Origin of the sequence: Sphingobacterium sp. 2149, assembly GCF_031455655.1 — a bacterium.
In the GTDB taxonomy this organism is placed as follows: Bacteria; Bacteroidota; Bacteroidia; order Sphingobacteriales; family Sphingobacteriaceae; genus Sphingobacterium.
This window is the reverse complement of sequence record NZ_JAVDTD010000003.1, coordinates 84024-100574: the sequence shown is the minus strand read 5'-3', so window position 1 is coordinate 100574 and position 16551 is coordinate 84024. Positions and strand designations below refer to the sequence as shown.

Genomic DNA, 16551 nt, shown 5'->3' with positions numbered 1-16551 from the left:
TATACAGGTGGCTTTTTTTTTGCTAAGCGGCGTAGCTTGTGCCACTTTTGGCAAAATCTCGGTGTGACTGCGGGAAAAGATTATTCCAGTTTGGATTAGATTTACGGATGAGTCTTTCAATCTGCATGGCTGTAAAATGCTGTAGTTCGTCTATCTTTTTGTTTGCTGTCTCTAAACTTGTAAAATCTTCCGTATAGATTATTCTATTTAGGCTTGGGCCTTGATTGAAGATAAAACTGTTGGATTGCTGTAGCTTCTTTACTGTATTGAATATGTTGGTGCTGAGACCAATTTCGAAGCGTTTCCGATTGCTATCTGTCACTATATATAGAATAAAATTGCTCATAATGCTAAATTATTTGGACGTTTAAAATATATTTACTAATTTTATTGGCACAATATTACTAATAAAATTAGTTTTTGCAAAATATTTTTTTGAAAAAATAACATGTCAAATATTTCGTCCAATCTGAAATTCCTTAGAAAAGGAAAGAAAATTACACAGCAACAATTTGCTGATATCATGGAAATTAAGCGAGCGTCTGTCGGGGCGTATGAGGAAGATAGGGCTGAGCCTAAATATGAGTTGTTGAAGAAGATTGCTGAATTCTATGGGTTGACTATGGATGAACTGGCAAACGATGTTATTGACGACAAGTGGAAGCCAGTTCCCAAAAGTAATGCATCCAATTTAAGGGTGCTAAGTGTTACTGTAGATACGGATAACCGTGAGAATATTGAACTGGTGCCTGTAAAGGCTAGTGCTGGGTATTTAAATGGGTATGGTGATCCGGAGTATGTCGCAGAATTACCTAAGTTTTCACTTCCAATGTTTGGTCAGGGCACATTTCGCGCTTTTGAAATTAAAGGAGACTCGATGTTGCCTTTGCCGTCAGGATCTATTGTCGTGGCGGAGTATGTGGAAAACTGGCATGATATTAAACCTGGAAGCACGTACGTAGTCGTGTCGAAGGAAGATGGCGTGGTGTATAAACGTATCGCTTTTAAATTTAAAGAGGATAAAGGCTTGAAACTCGTTTCTGACAACAAAACTTATGTGCCTTATTGGGTTGAGACGTCGGATATCCTTGAAGTGTGGAAGGCGAAGGCTTTTATAAGTACGCAGCTGCCTGAGCCGACGCCTGAGCCGACAATGGAAACATTGACGAGTATGATGGCACAAATGCAGAAAACCATTAATGCAGTTGTCGACAATTCAAAGTAGTGAAATATTTTTAGCATTTTGAGCGATATTTGTTTTTTATTTTATAAAGTGCTATATTTGCATATCTGAAAGGAAGGGGGCTCGTATTGCCCCCTTTTTTTAATTCAATTAAATAGCATTTCTACAGAAAGAACAATGCAGCATATAGAGAAACGAGTTGTTGAACTCATAGAAGAGAAAATAGCGGATCGCGATGACTTATTTATTGTCAGCGTTAAGATGCATCCAAATAAAATTCTAGAGATTCTTTTGGATGGGGATAATGGTATTAATATTGACGATTGTGCTCAGGTTAGCCGTCATGTGGGTTTTCATCTGGAAGAAGAAAATGTAATTGATAATGCCTATCGTTTAGAGGTTTCCTCGCCAGGGATCGATGCTAATTTTGTGAATATCCGACAGTATCAAAAGAATATAGGTCGTACGATTCAGGTTAAGTTGATCGATAATACTAAAATTGAAGGTACATTGGTGACGCTGGATGATATGAAGATCAATGTTCTTCAGAAGATTAAAGAAAAAGGTAAAAAAGCGCAAGAGGTAGAAAAAGAACTTCCTTTTGATCAAATAAAAGCAACAAAAGTGGTAATTTCATTTTAATAATAATGAGTAACAGCAACATCAATCTGATAGACTCTTTTCAAGAGTTTAAGGAGTTTAAGAATATCGATAGACCTACCGTTATCACAGTATTGGAAGAGGTTTTTCGTAGTATGATCCGTCGTCGTTTTGGTACGGATGAAAATGTGGATGTTATCGTGAATCCAGATAACGGGGATTTGGAGATTTGGAGGACTCGTGTCGTTGTTGAAGATGAATTTTCAGAGGATGATGATCTTGAAATCGAATTAGCTGAAGCTAGAAAACATGACGAAGACTTAGAAGTGGGTGATGATTTTATTGAGCAGATCACCTTAGAAAGTTTTGGTCGCCGTGCAATCCTAGCGGCTCGCCAAACGCTTGTGTCGAAAGTTTTGGAATTAGAAAAAGATGAGGTCTTTAAAAAATATAAGGATAGAGAAGGAGAGTTGGTTATTGGTGAAGTGTATCAGATTTGGAAGAAAGAGATCTTGGTATTAGATGAGGATGGTAATGAATTAATTCTTCCGAAGTCTGAACAAATTCCTGCCGACTACTTCAAAAAGGGCGATGGTATACGTGCAGTCGTGCATAAAGTTGATATGATGAATAATAATCCAAAGATTATTATTTCACGTACCGCACCAGCGTTTTTACAACGTTTGTTTGAACTGGAGGTCCCTGAAATTTTTGATGGTTTAATTACAATCAAAAAAATCGTTCGCGAACCTGGAGAAAGAGCGAAAGTTGCTGTTGAATCGTATGACGACCGTATTGATCCGGTAGGAGCTTGTGTGGGTATGAAAGGGTCCCGTATTCATGGTATCGTACGTGAACTGCGTAATGAGAATATCGACGTTATTAACTTTACGACAAACCATTCCTTGTATATCGCTCGTGCTCTGAGTCCTGCAAGGATTAGTTCAATCAAAATTGATGAAGAAAATAAAACTGCAGCTGTATACCTAAAATCCGATCAAGTTTCGTTGGCAATTGGACGTGGTGGGCACAATATTAAATTGGCAGGAAAATTGACTGGATATGAAATTGACGTTTATCGCGAGAATGATGAGTTCGATGAGGATGTTGATATCGAAGAGTTCAGCGATGAGATTGAAAGCTGGGTAATCGATGAATTAAAACGTGTTGGTTTGGATTCAGCGAAGTCTGTGCTATCTCTTAGTGAGGAAGAGTTAGTGAGACGTACAGATCTAGAAGAAGATACAATTCGCGAGATTGTACGTATTTTGCAAGCTGAATTTGAATAAAATTCAGCTCATTAATTTTTTTCTATCTAACATTCGGAATAAATTGTTTATGGATGGAAAAAAACATATTTTTGTAATTATATTAAAATAGTTTATATTATAGATGACTGAAGGAAAAGGAACAAACTTGCTTAAAGCAGCAAAGGAACTCAACATCGGGATACATACCGCCGTCGAATGTTTAGTGAAAAAAGGATATGATGTAGAAGCAAAGCCTAACACTAAATTGAACGGAGAGATGTATGGTGTGCTGTTAAAAGAGTTTCAGGGAGACAAATCACTGAAAGATGAAGCTAAACAAATCGTTATTGGCAAAATTCGTCGTGAGGAGTCGCCGTCCACTTCTCCTAAGGAATCATCTAAGAATGAGGATAACGAAGATCGTGATGAGTCTAAGGAAATCTTGGTCAAGAATACGGTAGAAATTCCATCAGCTAAAGAAGCTACTCCTGAAAAGGTAGAGGAACCTACACACCAAGGTGGTATGAAGGTTGTTGGTAAAATTGATCTTGACGCTTTACGTAGAGGCGGAAATAAGGTTAAGAAGGAAGAACCTGTTAAGGAAGAGCCTAATACTATCAAGGAAGCACCAGCGGAGGTAAAAGCAGAAGTTAAGGCGGAAGAAAAGAAGGATGCCGAAGTGAAAGCGCCTAATGTTGAAGCAAAAAAAGAAGAACCAAAGGTTACTGAGAATAAGCAAGAAGCTATAGTGCCCAAAGCGGAGATTCAAAAACCGGAAGTAGATAAAACTGAAGTAAAAGCAACTCCGGTTGTAGAGACAAAAACTGAACCTGTGAAGGTAGAAGAGAAGAAAAAAGAAGAAACAGCGCCAAAAGCTGTACCAGTAACTCCAATAGTGGAGCCTGTAAAAAAACAAGGTGATGATATTTTCTCTGCTCGCGCAGAGAGATTGACAGGTCCTAAAGTCGTTGGTAAAATTGAATTGCCAACAGCGAGACCTTCCCACAAACCTGTGGCTTCATCTTCAAATGCTGGAAACAACAACGAGAAACGTAAGCGTAAACGTACGAATCCAAATGGTCCAGTTAATCCGAATGCGGGTCAAGGTCATGGTAATAATAATCAAAACCGTGGGCCACGTGATGGTAATAATCCCAACAATCGAGACCAACAAGGTAATCGTGGTGGGAATCATGGTAATAACAATAATCCTAACAATCGTCAAGGGCAAACCGGAAACCAACAAGGTAGGCCAGGGCAAGGTGGTGGCAATAACCAACACCCAGGCAGACCAGGGCAAGGGACCAGACCGCAATACGGAAATCGTTTTGATAATAGAGGAAAAGGAAGACCTGTTGAGAATAAGGAAGAGCCTACAGAAAAGGAAATACAAGACCAAATCAAAGCAACACTTGCTCGTCTAAGTGGTGCAGGTAAGTCGGGGAAATTTGCGCAGCGCGCCAAATTGAGACGACAGAAACGTGATGATGTTGCCCAACATGCAGAAGAAGCTGCAATGGAACAAGAGATGATGGCGAAAGTATTGCGTGTTACAGAGTTTGTAACTGCAAACGAATTAGCTAACTTGATGGACGTTCAAGTAACTCAGATTATTGCAACTTGTATGAGTTTGGGTATGTTTGTGTCAATTAATCAACGTCTAGATGCTGAAACTTTAGCAATAGTAGCGGATGAATTTGGGTATCAGGTAGAGTTTATCAAACCTGAGGATGAAGAAACTGCTGAGCTTGAAGAATCCGATACTGAACAAAACTTGATTTCGAGAGCGCCTATTGTAACGGTAATGGGACACGTCGATCATGGTAAAACTTCATTACTGGATTACATTCGTAAGGCAAACGTTACTTCTGGTGAGGCCGGTGGTATCACCCAACATATCGGTGCATACGCGGTGAAATTGGAAGATGACCGTAAAATAACATTCTTGGATACGCCTGGTCACGAAGCTTTTACGGCTATGCGTGCCCGCGGTGCCAAAGTTACTGATATTGTTATTATCGTTATTGCAGCGGACGATGCTGTCATGCCACAAACAAAAGAAGCAATCAACCACGCGCAAGCGGCAGGTGTGCCAATCGTATTTGCATTTACTAAAGTGGATAAACCTGGAGCAAATCCTGATAGAATCCGCGAGCAGCTTTCTGCGATGAATATCTTAGTTGAAGACTGGGGTGGTAAATTTCAGGCGCAAGAGATTTCAGCAAAAACTGGAGAAAATGTCGACCTATTATTAGAGAAAGTTTTATTGGAAGCTGAGATGTTAGATCTAAAAGCTGATCCGAAAAAACGAGCTGTTGGTTCAGTAATTGAAGCAGCTTTGGATAAAGGTCGTGGTATTGTGACAACGGTATTGATACAAAGTGGTACATTACGTGTTGGAGATCCTATTTTAGCGGGATCGCATTCCGGTAAAGTTAAAGCGTTGACTAATGAGAGAGGTGAACGTGTTAAAGAGGCGGGACCGTCTGTTCCAGTACAGATCTTGGGAATGGCAGGAGCGCCGACAGCAGGGGATAAGCTTTATGTTCTTGAAAGCGAGTCTGAAGCTAGAACTGTAGCCAACAAACGTCTTCAGTTACAACGCGAGCAAGGCATGCGTGCTACTAAGCATATCACCTTGGATGAAATCGGTCGTCGTTTAGCTATTGGTAACTTCAAAGAACTTAATATTATCGTTAAAGGTGATGTGGACGGTTCTATCGAAGCATTATCAGATTCATTATTGAAATTGTCTACTGACGAGATTCAAGTTAATATCATTCATAAATCAGTGGGTGCGATCTCTGAATCGGATGTATTGTTAGCTTCTGCTTCCGATGCGATCATCATAGGTTTCCAAGTACGCCCAACACAAAACGCACGTAAGTTAGCTGAGAACGAGCAAATTGATGTACGTTTATATTCGATCATCTATGATGCGATTGATGAAATTAAGTCTGCGATGGAAGGTATGTTAGCTCCGAAATTTGAAGAGAAAATTGTTGCTGAGGTTGAAATCAGAGAAACATTCAAAATTTCTAAAGTTGGTACCATCGCGGGATGTATGGTTCGCGAGGGTAAAATTAATAGAAACAATGATATCCGTGTAATTAGAGAGGGTGTTGTGATCCATACTGGTAAACTGGCATCTTTGAAGCGTTTCAAAGATGACGTGAAAGAAGTTTCACAGGGTTACGAATGTGGTTTAAATATTGACCGTTTCAATGATATTCAAGTGGGAGACATTGTTGAAGCTTACGAACAAGTTGAAGTGAAACGTAAATTGTAATCATTGAGGTGATATACGTATAAAATAGAAAGCGGCATTGATTAAATAAAATCAATGCCACTTTGTTTTTACCCTTCATATAATTCAATCGGGAGCTGGTCAGGATCAAAAAAGAATGTAAAGCGTTTATTTGTTAGCTCATCTATTCTGATTCCTTCGTGTGATATTCCTGCTTTTTCAAGCTTATTTAATTCCAAGTCGAGATTATCTACTTCGAACGCAAGATGTCTTAAACCTGCAGCTTCTGGGAAGCTAAGCCTTTTGTGTGGCGAAGGAAAAGAGAACAGTTCGATAATATAGTGATCATTTAGTCTGAGATCCAGTTTATACGAATCGCGTTCTTTGCGATAGTATTCTTGTATAATCTCCAAGCCCAGTACGTCGGTATAAAATTCTTTTGAACGCTCATAATTGCTGCATATAATGGCAATATGATGTATTTTATTTAGGTTTAATTTCATCTATAGATAATTATAGCTTTGAGCTGTTTATACAGTTCTGCCTTTATATGGTAAAACAACATATGATATTATGTTGAAAGTTATTTTGCTCTTTCATATTGTTTAGGCCATGGAATGTCAGCAGCTAATTCTTTCGCAAAATGTAAAGGAAGGTGAGGGTCGTCAAGAAATCCCCTAGCGATTAAAATTAAGTCAGCTTGTTTTTTTTCAATGATCTCGGAGGCCTGAATAGCTGTTTTGATCAAACCTACAGTGCCCACCTTATTCTCAGTATTCTCTTTAATCGCTGTGGCAAAAGGGAGCTGATATGCAGGTTTGATAGCTATTTTTTGATGCGAGACTAAGCCTCCGCTTGACACATCAATGAGATCTACGCCCAATGTGTACAATAGTTTTGATAAAGAGATAGACTGTTGTAGATCCCAGCCATTCTCAGCCCAATCTGTCGCAGAAATACGTATCCATAAATTTTGAGTTGTTATTTCCTGTTTTACTTTTTTCACGATTTCAACAAGAAAACGGATTCTATTTTCGAATGTACCACCATAACTATCCCTCCGTAAATTGCTCAATGGGGAAAGAAATTGATGGATCAGGTATCCATGTGCAGCATGAAGTTCAATAATTTCATAACCGGCTTGTATCGCTCTTCTCGTTGCTGCTCTGAATTGTTCAATCAATATTTCAATAGCGGCAATACTGAGCTCTTGTGGTTCATGGTCTCCCGCATGGAAAGCGATGGGAGATGGAGCCACTGTTTGCCAGCCCTGAGGATCGGTTGGCGAAAGTTGTTTTCGGCCTATCCAAGGTTTATTATTGCTGGCTTTGCGGCCGGCGTGCGCTAGCTGTATCCCCGGAACAGAGCCATTTTCTTTGATGAACGTGGTTATTTCTTTTAATTTGTCGATGTGGCGATCGTCCCATATACCAAGGTCTCCCTCACTGATTCGGCCTTCAGCAGTAATAGCCGTTGCTTCTTGTATTATTGCGGCAGCACCACCGACTGCAAACTGGCCCAAGTGTACTAAGTGCCAATTATTCGCAAACCCATCTGTTGCCGAGTACTGACACATCGGAGACACAACCAGGCGATTTTTTAATAGTATATTTCCGATATTTATTGGTGAAAATAATTGACTCATAATTCCTTGTTTAAATGAGGCAGGAGTAAAGAACGCTCCTGCCTTAATACATATAATACCTCATTAAAAGCAGCCTTTGAAAGGCTTTTATTTAGCCCATCCCATCTTTTTTCGATCATTACGGATTTGTAGACCATAAAGAAGCCGATTTCAGCATCGCCCGTCTAGGTAGTTTTAAGTTGGCTACGACCAACTCTGCGAAATCTTCAGGCTGTAGAACTTTTTCTGGATTGCCATCTGTTAGGCCAAGGTCTTTGGACATATCCGAAGCAAAAGTACTTGGCATTAGCGTACAGACACGAATATTGTTTTTCCTTACTTCGCGCATTAAGGAATCCGCAAAGCCTATCACGCCAAATTTTGAAGCACTATAAGCAGAGGTGGTTGCCGATCCATTTAATCCAGCAGTAGAAGAGACCATAACAATATCACCTTGATTTTTCTCAATCAATTGTGGGAGAATTGCTTTTGTAACAAAATATGTACCCAATAGATTGACATGAATGATAGATGTCCATTCAGCAATATCCATGTCAAGTACAGTGGAAAAAGATGACACACCTGCGTTGTTAATTAGAATATCAAATTTTCCAAAACTTTCTGTAAGTCGCTGAATTTCCTGTTGTACGGCTGAATAGTCGGACACATCAAAAACAGCATAAGTAACCTCAGTACCCAGCTCAGCCAACTCAGCAGCGGTAAACTTTAAACTAGATTCATTTCTTCCTGTAATGGCGATATGAACACCTTCCTTGGCCAACGCAAAAGCAATCGCTTTTCCCAATCCTCGAGCTCCTCCTGTAATTAAGGCTCTTTTTCCTGTTATATTTTCCATAACATAAAATTAAGTATGAACATTTTTACTCGTGTCAAATAAAACTCAAAAAAGGTAAGTTACTTTACTTTTTTTATAATGTTTTCGATAATTGGGTAGGTATTTGCCCGTATTTCTTCAAATTGGTCTGCATGACGCCACTCTGCCTTTGTAATATCTTCCGCTGTTTGCGGTATTAATTTAGGGACTTTGTTAACACCCATTTCATACCAATTTGTTGTTTTTAGAACGAATTCACCGTTACGCAAAAAATAAGTATGATATGACGTAGTAATTTTCTTCCCTAAATAGTCAATTTTTATACCACATTCTTCTTCGACTTCACGTACTGCCGCTTCTCGCATTTTTTCATTATCTTCCACTTTACCTTTAGGAAGATCCCATTTGCCGAGGCGGTAGATAAATAAATAATCTCCATCACCATTTTTAACCAGCCCCCCGGCTGCCTTAATAATCTTCATTTTGTTTTTTAAGTTTTGAAACACTGTTTCAAAATCTTTGTTGATGTAGAGATATGTTTTTGGAACCTTATCAATTTCAGATTGTTTGAAAAGTTTTTGGAGGTCAATCTCTTGAAAACTAATTGTTTGTGGGTTTTTAGTTTTCGATGGAACGAAATCTGCTAAAATTAGCAGGGTTTCGTTCATATAAATTTTATAAATTTGCGCCATGAATAATTTAAATGAGGTTGAACAAAAAGTTGCTGAATCCTTATTGCAAATTAAAGCAATAAAATTGCAACCTAAAAGTCCTTTTACATGGGCATCAGGTTGGAAGTCTCCAATTTACTGTGATAACCGTATCACTTTATCTCATCCGTCGATTCGTACATACATTCGTCAGAAGCTTTCTAAGCTTATACAAGAGGAGTTTGGATCAGTGGATATGATTTCTGGAGTTGCTACGGCAGGTATTCCACAAGGAGTTTTGGTAGCACAGGATTTGGGACTGCCATTTTCTTATGTTAGAAGCTCAGCTAAGGATCATGGTCGTCAAAATTTAATTGAAGGTGAAGTGGTTAGCGGTCAACGTGTCGTTGTAATTGAAGATCTAATTTCGACGGGTAAAAGTAGCCTAATTGCGGTAAAAGCGTTACGTGAGGCTGGCTGTAATGTTGTTGGATTGGTATCTATCTTTACTTATGGGCTACAGCAAGCAGTTGATAATTTTGCGGAAGCAAAGTGTCCTTATTTTAGCTTATGTAATTATGATGCGCTGATTCAGGTAGCAGCAGAAAATAGTTATGTATTGGAAGAGGATATCGAAATCTTGAAGAAGTGGCGCTTGAACCCCGCTGCTTGGGGAGAAAATTTTCAATAAAAAAGCATTAATTTATCGTTATGACGACTATTAAGAACACAACTGAGATCAATAAAAATGTAGCTGAGGTGTATAAATTTTTGGCAGACCTCAACAATCATGAACAGTTGATGCCCGAAAATATTTATAATTGGTCTTCTACTTCGGACGAAGCTCGATTTACGATACAGAATATGGCAAAACTGGCTCTCAAAGTTGAAGATCGTATTGAAAATCACATCATTAAGTTGGTTCCTTTGGAGAAAGCACCTTTCGAAGTTACGCTCCGCTGGGAATTGCAAGATGTTACAGCTACAGTGACAAAAGCAACCTTTATAATTGATGCGGAGCTGAATATGATGATGAAAATGATCGCTTCTGGCCCCCTTCAAAAATTAGTTGATTTTCAGATCAGCAAGTTAAAAGAAGTGTTTGGGTAGGTTGTTTATAACGGATATATGAAAAAGCTCGATTAGTACTAATCGAGCTTTTCTTTATGCTAACCTTTCGTTAACTTTTTTCCAGTTCACAATATTCCACCAATTTTTGATATAATCAGCTCTTTTATTTTGATAGTGTAAGTAATAAGCATGTTCCCATACATCAAGACCTAAAATAGGAATTCCTGTCACCTCAACAACGTCCATCAAAGGATTATCTTGATTTGGGGTAGAGGTAATTTTCAAGTTACCAGAATCATCCAAAATTAACCATGCCCATCCCGAACCGAATCTTGAGGTTGCTGCAGCCGCAAATAGCTCTTTAAATTTGTCTAATGAGCCAAATGTGCTATTGATCATCTTCAATAATTTCTCGGAAGGCTCGCTCGGTTTATCAGATATACTTTCCCAAAAGAAATTGTGGTTCCAAGCCCCACCCGCATTATTTCTTGCTTTGGGAGAATACTTGGATATGTTTGCTAAAAGTTGTTCCTCTGATGCTTCTTTGATATTTTCAGCAAGGATAGCTTCATTAATAGCATTAATATATGCTATATGATGCTTTGTATAATGGATTTCCATGGTCAACGCATCAATATTAGGCTCCAAAGCGGCATAAGTGAACGGTAATTTGACTTGGGAAAACTTTAATGTAGCGGCATTTAATTCCGTTGCTTTCGCGGAAGCAATATCTTGTAATATTGATCCAGATACAGCAATGCCAAGTGTTGCTTTTGCTGCATTTTGAAGGAAGTTTCTGCGTGTTTGCATATAATCTTATTGTGATTAGTTTTGATATAAATATAACGTGAAATTTTGCAATTATTGTTCTCCAATTGTCTGTTAATTGTAATACAATAAAATTGTTGTCAATTCGACTTTTTCCCTTGCCATAGTCTTTGAGATTAGTACCATTGTTAAGAGATGAATAATGGTCATTATAGTTTGGATTGAGATATAGTATAGATTGTATTTTAACAATGGAGGCGCTTTCGTGGTGCTTAGAAGCTTACACCAACTTGAGGAAGTAATGTATTCGCTCTCAAGACTGATTGAACACTGATAGAACACTGATTCATGTCGCATTGACGGGGGGTGGCAGTCTAATATATTGTTCATTATGCTTGAATGATTTTTTTGGATAAGCTTAGGTAGAGCTTAGGTATTCTGGTCGTCTCCATTCTATCAAAGCACTTATAATTTCTGATTTTTATGTAATTTTGAGCTATGTATACATTAAGGATCTCAAAAATTATCCCTCAACCCAACAATAATATAACCTTTCAGCTTGAGCCAGTAGCAGGAGCCTATCCTCCTTATAAAGCTGGGCAGTTCATTACTCTTTCTTTTGTGTTTGGTGAGCGGGAGGTACGTCGTTCTTATTCTTTTAATAGTTCGCCAGATAATAATGAGCCCCTCAGTATCACTGTGAAGCGTGTCGAAAATGGCGAAATATCTAGATTGCTCCATCATACTATTGTAGAGGGAGATGTTGTCAATGCCATGGAGCCTCAAGGTTTATTTGTATATGAACCTGAACTGGAAAAGGTTCGAACACTATTTCTGTTTGCCGCAGGAATTGGTATCACACCATTATATGCTATTTTAAAAACAGCACTTGTTGCAGAATCTAAATCTAAAGTCGTATTAGTCTATAGCAATAGTACATTGGAATCAACCCCATTTCGATCGGAATTGGAACATTGGGCGGATCAATTTCCTGATCGTTTAACAATTATATGGATTTACTCCGATAGTAAAAACTTGATGAAAGCTAGATTAAACAGAGATTATATTTATGATATTGTCAAAAATCATTTGTTTGGAAGTAGAGAGGAGGCCCTATTCTATACCTGTGGTCCTGTGATTTACATGGATCTATGCCGTTTTACACTTTTGGGGATGGGATTTGGTTTTGATCAGATAAAAAGGGAGACATTTTTGTTGCCTGAAAATGAAGAGGATGATGATGATGAAACTGAAAAGAAAGTCGACAAAGCCGTCTATGTTATAAAATTATATTTTCAAGGGGAGACTTATAATCTTGAAGTTCCCTACAATAAATCTATTTTAGATGTAGCTCTGGAACATAAAATCAAATTACCTTATTCCTGTAAATCCGGCATGTGTAGTACTTGTATTGCGCAGTGTATTAAAGGAAAGGTGAAGATGGATTATAATGAAGTACTAACAGATCGAGAGGTAGAGCAGGGAAGAATACTATTGTGTACTAGTCACCCGTTAGAGATGGATACACAGATTGAAGTGTTGTAAACTAAGCCTAGTATTTAAAGTAGCGATATGGTTGTTCTTTATGTTTACTGGTAATAATTAAAATTGCACATACAAGTAAATTTATTTATGTTTGGATATAACCGTTTTATATCTAACTATTATGGGGAAATTACTCTGGAGCCCAACAGAAGAGCAGAAATCTCAATCTGAGATCAATAAGTTTAAACAATATATTGAAAAGGAGTATGGTTTGTGCTTCAGTTCCTATCAGGAACTTTGGGCGTGGTCAACGACAGATCTATCCAATTTTTGGAAGAGTATAGCGACCTATTTCAATTTGGCGTTTCATTCAGATTTTACAAATATTATCGAGCTGCCTGCAGATTCAACAAGCTTTATTGGTACAAAGTGGTTTGCTGGAGCGACCTTGAACTATGCCGAACACGTATTTCGCAAAGCTTCAGAGCAGCGTCCGGCGTTAATCTTTCAATCGGAACAGCAAGTTAGGAGAGAGGTTTCTTGGCTTGAATTAGAACGTATCGTGCTCAAGCTTCAGATCTATCTGAAAGAAATAGGTGTTCAAAGCGGAGATCGTGTAGCAGGTGTGCTAATTAATGGTATTGAAGCGGTCGCATTATTTTTGGCTACAAATTCCATCGGAGCTGTTTGGTCCTGTTGTTCTCCCGACTTTGGGGAAGCAAGTATTCAGGATCGTTTTGAGCAGATTGAACCCAAAGTTCTGTTCGCTAACAGTAGTTATTCCTATAATGGTCGTCATTTTGAGAAGTCTGAAAATATCAAACAACTCGCAGAACAGTTACCTTCGTTATTGGCCTTCGTTTTTATTGATGACAATATATGGGAAGGGATTATGGGAAAAGATGTTAACCAACATAAGCTTCAGTTCACAGCAGTGCCCTTTGATTCTCCAATATGGATTTTGTATTCTTCCGGAACGACAGGAAAACCTAAAGCCATTACACACGGAGTTGGAGGCATGCTACTAGAGCATATGAAAGCAGTCGGGTTGCATCAAAATGTACAAGATGGCGAACGTTTTATGTGGTATTCAACTACCGGATGGATGATGTGGAATTACGCACTTTCGGCCCTCTTAATGGGAAATACATTGTGTATATATGACGGAGCAACAAATTATCCTGATAAACTTAGTTTATGGAAATTTGCGCAGGAAAATAAGGTGGATCACTTTGGTGTTGGCGCAGCTTATCTCATATCGTGTCAGGATCAAGATTTAAGGTCGCTGTCTTATCAGCCCAAAACAATAGGATCAACTGGTTCACCGCTTCCACCTGACGTTTTTGAGTGGCTAAATGAACAGTTTCCGAAGAGTCAAATTATTTCGTTGAGTGGTGGAACGGATGTTTGCAGTGCCTTTCTCTCTGGCTGTGCATTGCGCGATGTGTATGCCGGAGAAATTCAATGCCGCACATTAGGAGCTAAGATTGAAGCCTTTGATGTCGATGGTCATAATGTTTATAAAGAGGTAGGAGAACTTGTTATCTTAGCACCTATTCCATGCATGCCTATTTATTTTTGGAATGATCCAGCTAATAAAAAATACTTTAATAGTTACTTTGATAAATACCCAGGGGTGTGGAATCACGGTGATTGGATTCAGATTACATCACACGATGGAGTCATTATGTATGGGCGTTCAGATGCCACGTTGAACCGAGGTGGCGTACGTATTGGTACAGCAGAAATCTATAATGTGTTAAATAAAACCGAAGGAGTCTTGGATAGTCTGGTTGTTTGTGTAGATCACGAAAATGGATCTTCTGACATGTTACTTTTTGTACAATTGAACGATAGTCTATTGAGCGATGCATTAAAAGGAGATATTAAGCGAGCACTTAGGCAGCAGTATAGTCCACGTCACGTACCTGACTATATTTTTCAGGTAGCAGCTATCCCCTACACGTTAAGCGGAAAGAAGCTGGAGTTACCGGTCAAGAAGATTTTTTCAGGGATGGCTATAGAGAAAGCGGTTTCAGTAGATATTATGCGAAATCCAGAGTGCTTGTCCGATTTTGAAGAACTTAGCAAAATTTGGAAACAACATTAAATGTACCGTATTATCATTTATTATAGATTCCCCTCACATTTCCTCGGCTCTTCTGGGTGAGGGGAATTTACGATTGTTACCATTAAACCTGTATAACGCCTACATTATATCGCTCTAGGATAGGCTTTTCGTTGGCCGCTTCTATACCCATGCTAATGACTTTTCTAGTTTCTTCGGGTGATATTATTCCATCAACCCATAATCTCGCTGCGGCATAATAGGGGCTGAGTTGTTCGTTATAGCGATTTTCAATTGATTTGAGAAGACTATTTTTCTCTTCTTCGGTTATTTCCTGACCTTTGGATTTTAAAGCTGATTCTTGTATTTGGAAGAGAGTTTTGCCAGCAGCAGCACCACTCATAACAGCCATTTGGGCAGTAGGCCATGCGTAGATTAATCGTGGGTCATACGCTTTGCCGCACATAGCATAGTTTCCGGCACCATAACTATTCCCGACAATAAAAGTAAACTTCGGAACTACAGAATTAGCCATTGCATTTACCATTTTTGCTCCGTCTTTGATGATTCCGCCTTGTTCGGAGCGGCTTCCTACCATAAACCCAGTGACATCCTGGAAAAATACAAGTGGAATGCGTTGCTGGTTGCAATTCATAATGAAACGTGCAGCTTTGTCTGCAGAGTCACTGTAAATAACTCCTCCCATTTGCATTTCCATAGCGTTACCTGGTTTTTTGGCTTTGATAATTTCACGTTGATTGGCAACGATTCCAACAGCCCAACCATCTACACGTGCAAGGGCGCATACAATTGTTTTCCCATAATCTGGTTTGTATTCCTCTAATGTTTCTGCGTCGACGATTGCATGTAAGATATCTTGCATACGATACGGTTTGGTTCTGTCTTCGGGGAGAATATCCGCTATTTTACCCGGATCTGTTTTTGGGGGCTGGCTTATCGTTCTATTGAAATTAGCTTGGGCATGTCCTCCGATTTTATCAATAACATTTTTTATTGCTTCCAAGCAACTCTGGTCGTCGGGGAATTTATTATCTGTTACACCAGATATCTCCGAATGTGTAGAAGCTCCACCTAGTGTTTCGGCATCTACGGTTTCACCGATCGCGGATTTAACTAGATAAGGACCTGCTAAAAATACAGACCCAGTCCCCTCCACGATAAAGGCGTAGTCAGACATAATTGGAAGATAAGCTCCACCAGCGACACAGCTTCCCATGATTGCTGCAATTTGAGGGATACCCATCGAAGACATGCGTGCATTATTACGGAATATGCGTCCAAAATGTTCTTTATCGGGAAATATTTCATCTTGCATGGGTAGAAAAACACCGGCAGAATCTACCAAATAAATAATCGGCAGATTGTTTTCCATAGCAATTTCTTGCGCGCGTAGATTTTTTTTAGCAGAAATAGGGAACCAGGCTCCAGCCTTTACCGTTGCGTCGTTAGAGACAATAACGCATAGTTTCGATTTTACGTAGCCCAGTACAGCTGCACAGCCTGCGTTTGTGCAGCCACCATATTCTTTATACATCCCTTCGCCGGCAAACATTCCTATTTCGATATATTCCCGATCTGGGTCGAGTAGATATTCTATTCTTTCCCAAGCCGACATTTTCCCTTTTTCTTTAAGTTTTTTGACTTTATCTATACCACCACCGAATTTTAGATTTTCTCTTTTTTTGCGAAGTAATGCAAGTAGCTCCTTCATAATTTATAATCTTGGTTTAAAAAGCTGTTGAATTAAGG

The 16551-nt window shown here is 39.0% G+C and carries 15 protein-coding genes; 8 read left to right on the top strand and 7 right to left on the bottom strand.

Features of this window, described 5'->3' with window-relative positions:
• Positions 1 to 22: 22 nt before the first annotated feature.
• Positions 23 to 346, bottom strand: a complete 324-nt coding sequence (locus J2X77_RS05295; protein ID WP_209574705.1) for a hypothetical protein — start codon at positions 344 to 346, stop codon at positions 23 to 25.
• Between the two features lie 102 nt (positions 347 to 448).
• Here J2X77_RS05295 and J2X77_RS05290 point away from each other — a divergent pair, with 102 nt between their 5' ends.
• The 4 genes from J2X77_RS05290 to infB all read left to right on the top strand — a co-directional run bounded on the left by J2X77_RS05290 (position 449) and on the right by infB (position 6322).
• Entirely contained in the window at positions 449 to 1225 is a 777-nt protein-coding gene (locus tag J2X77_RS05290; RefSeq protein WP_209574703.1) for a LexA family transcriptional regulator, read from the top strand.
• Positions 1226 to 1360: 135 nt separating this feature from the next.
• A complete protein-coding gene (gene rimP, locus J2X77_RS05285; protein ID WP_209574700.1) occupies positions 1361 to 1825 on the top strand; it encodes a ribosome assembly cofactor RimP in 465 nt (154 codons plus the stop codon).
• Between the two features lie 5 nt (positions 1826 to 1830).
• Positions 1831 to 3072, top strand: a complete 1242-nt coding sequence (nusA, locus tag J2X77_RS05280) for a transcription termination factor NusA (RefSeq protein WP_046675481.1) — start codon at positions 1831 to 1833, stop codon at positions 3070 to 3072.
• 103 nt (positions 3073 to 3175) lie between these two features.
• A complete protein-coding gene (gene infB, locus J2X77_RS05275) occupies positions 3176 to 6322 on the top strand; it encodes a translation initiation factor IF-2 (protein ID WP_209574698.1) in 3147 nt (1048 codons plus the stop codon).
• A 68-nt stretch (positions 6323 to 6390) separates the two neighbouring features.
• Here the strand turns inward: infB and J2X77_RS05270 are convergent, their stop codons facing one another.
• From J2X77_RS05270 to J2X77_RS05255, 4 genes are all read right to left on the bottom strand, one after another.
• Positions 6391 to 6783, bottom strand: coding sequence for a VOC family protein (locus tag J2X77_RS05270; RefSeq protein WP_209574696.1), 393 nt, complete (start codon positions 6781 to 6783; stop codon positions 6391 to 6393).
• An 80-nt stretch (positions 6784 to 6863) separates the two neighbouring features.
• A complete protein-coding gene (locus J2X77_RS05265; RefSeq protein ID WP_209574694.1) occupies positions 6864 to 7925 on the bottom strand; it encodes an NADH:flavin oxidoreductase/NADH oxidase in 1062 nt (353 codons plus the stop codon).
• A 118-nt stretch (positions 7926 to 8043) separates the two neighbouring features.
• Positions 8044 to 8760 carry a 3-ketoacyl-ACP reductase gene (locus J2X77_RS05260; protein WP_209574690.1) on the bottom strand — a complete coding sequence of 239 codons (717 nt, stop codon included), beginning with the start codon at positions 8758 to 8760 and terminating at the stop codon, positions 8044 to 8046.
• Positions 8761 to 8819: 59 nt separating this feature from the next.
• A complete protein-coding gene (locus J2X77_RS05255; protein WP_209574689.1) occupies positions 8820 to 9431 on the bottom strand; it encodes an NUDIX domain-containing protein in 612 nt (203 codons plus the stop codon).
• Between J2X77_RS05255 and pyrE the strand changes: the two genes are divergently transcribed.
• Both pyrE and J2X77_RS05245 read left to right on the top strand, forming a co-directional pair.
• Positions 9430 to 10080 carry an orotate phosphoribosyltransferase gene (gene pyrE / locus J2X77_RS05250; RefSeq protein ID WP_209574687.1) on the top strand — a complete coding sequence of 217 codons (651 nt, stop codon included), beginning with the start codon at positions 9430 to 9432 and terminating at the stop codon, positions 10078 to 10080. The two genes, J2X77_RS05255 and pyrE, sit on opposite strands and share 2 nt — an antisense overlap.
• 20 nt (positions 10081 to 10100) lie before the next feature.
• Positions 10101 to 10499, top strand: a complete 399-nt coding sequence (locus J2X77_RS05245; protein WP_209574684.1) for an SRPBCC family protein — start codon at positions 10101 to 10103, stop codon at positions 10497 to 10499.
• A 54-nt stretch (positions 10500 to 10553) separates the two neighbouring features.
• Here the strand turns inward: J2X77_RS05245 and J2X77_RS05240 are convergent, their stop codons facing one another.
• The gene (locus J2X77_RS05240) at positions 10554 to 11270 is read right to left on the bottom strand and encodes a superoxide dismutase (protein WP_209574683.1); all 717 of its coding nucleotides are present in this window, start codon (positions 11268 to 11270) and stop codon (positions 10554 to 10556) included.
• A gap of 456 nt (positions 11271 to 11726) precedes the next feature.
• On the opposite strand from J2X77_RS05240, the gene J2X77_RS05235 reads away from it, so the two are divergent.
• Entirely contained in the window at positions 11727 to 12773 is a 1047-nt protein-coding gene (locus J2X77_RS05235; RefSeq protein WP_209574680.1) for a ferredoxin--NADP reductase, read from the top strand.
• A gap of 121 nt (positions 12774 to 12894) precedes the next feature.
• A complete protein-coding gene (locus J2X77_RS05230) occupies positions 12895 to 14823 on the top strand; it encodes an acetoacetate--CoA ligase (protein WP_209574678.1) in 1929 nt (642 codons plus the stop codon).
• Positions 14824 to 14905: 82 nt separating this feature from the next.
• On the opposite strand, the gene J2X77_RS05225 is transcribed toward J2X77_RS05230, so the two are convergent.
• The gene (locus tag J2X77_RS05225) at positions 14906 to 16513 is read right to left on the bottom strand and encodes an acyl-CoA carboxylase subunit beta (protein ID WP_310079526.1); all 1608 of its coding nucleotides are present in this window, start codon (positions 16511 to 16513) and stop codon (positions 14906 to 14908) included.
• Between the last annotated feature and the right edge of the window lie 38 nt (positions 16514 to 16551).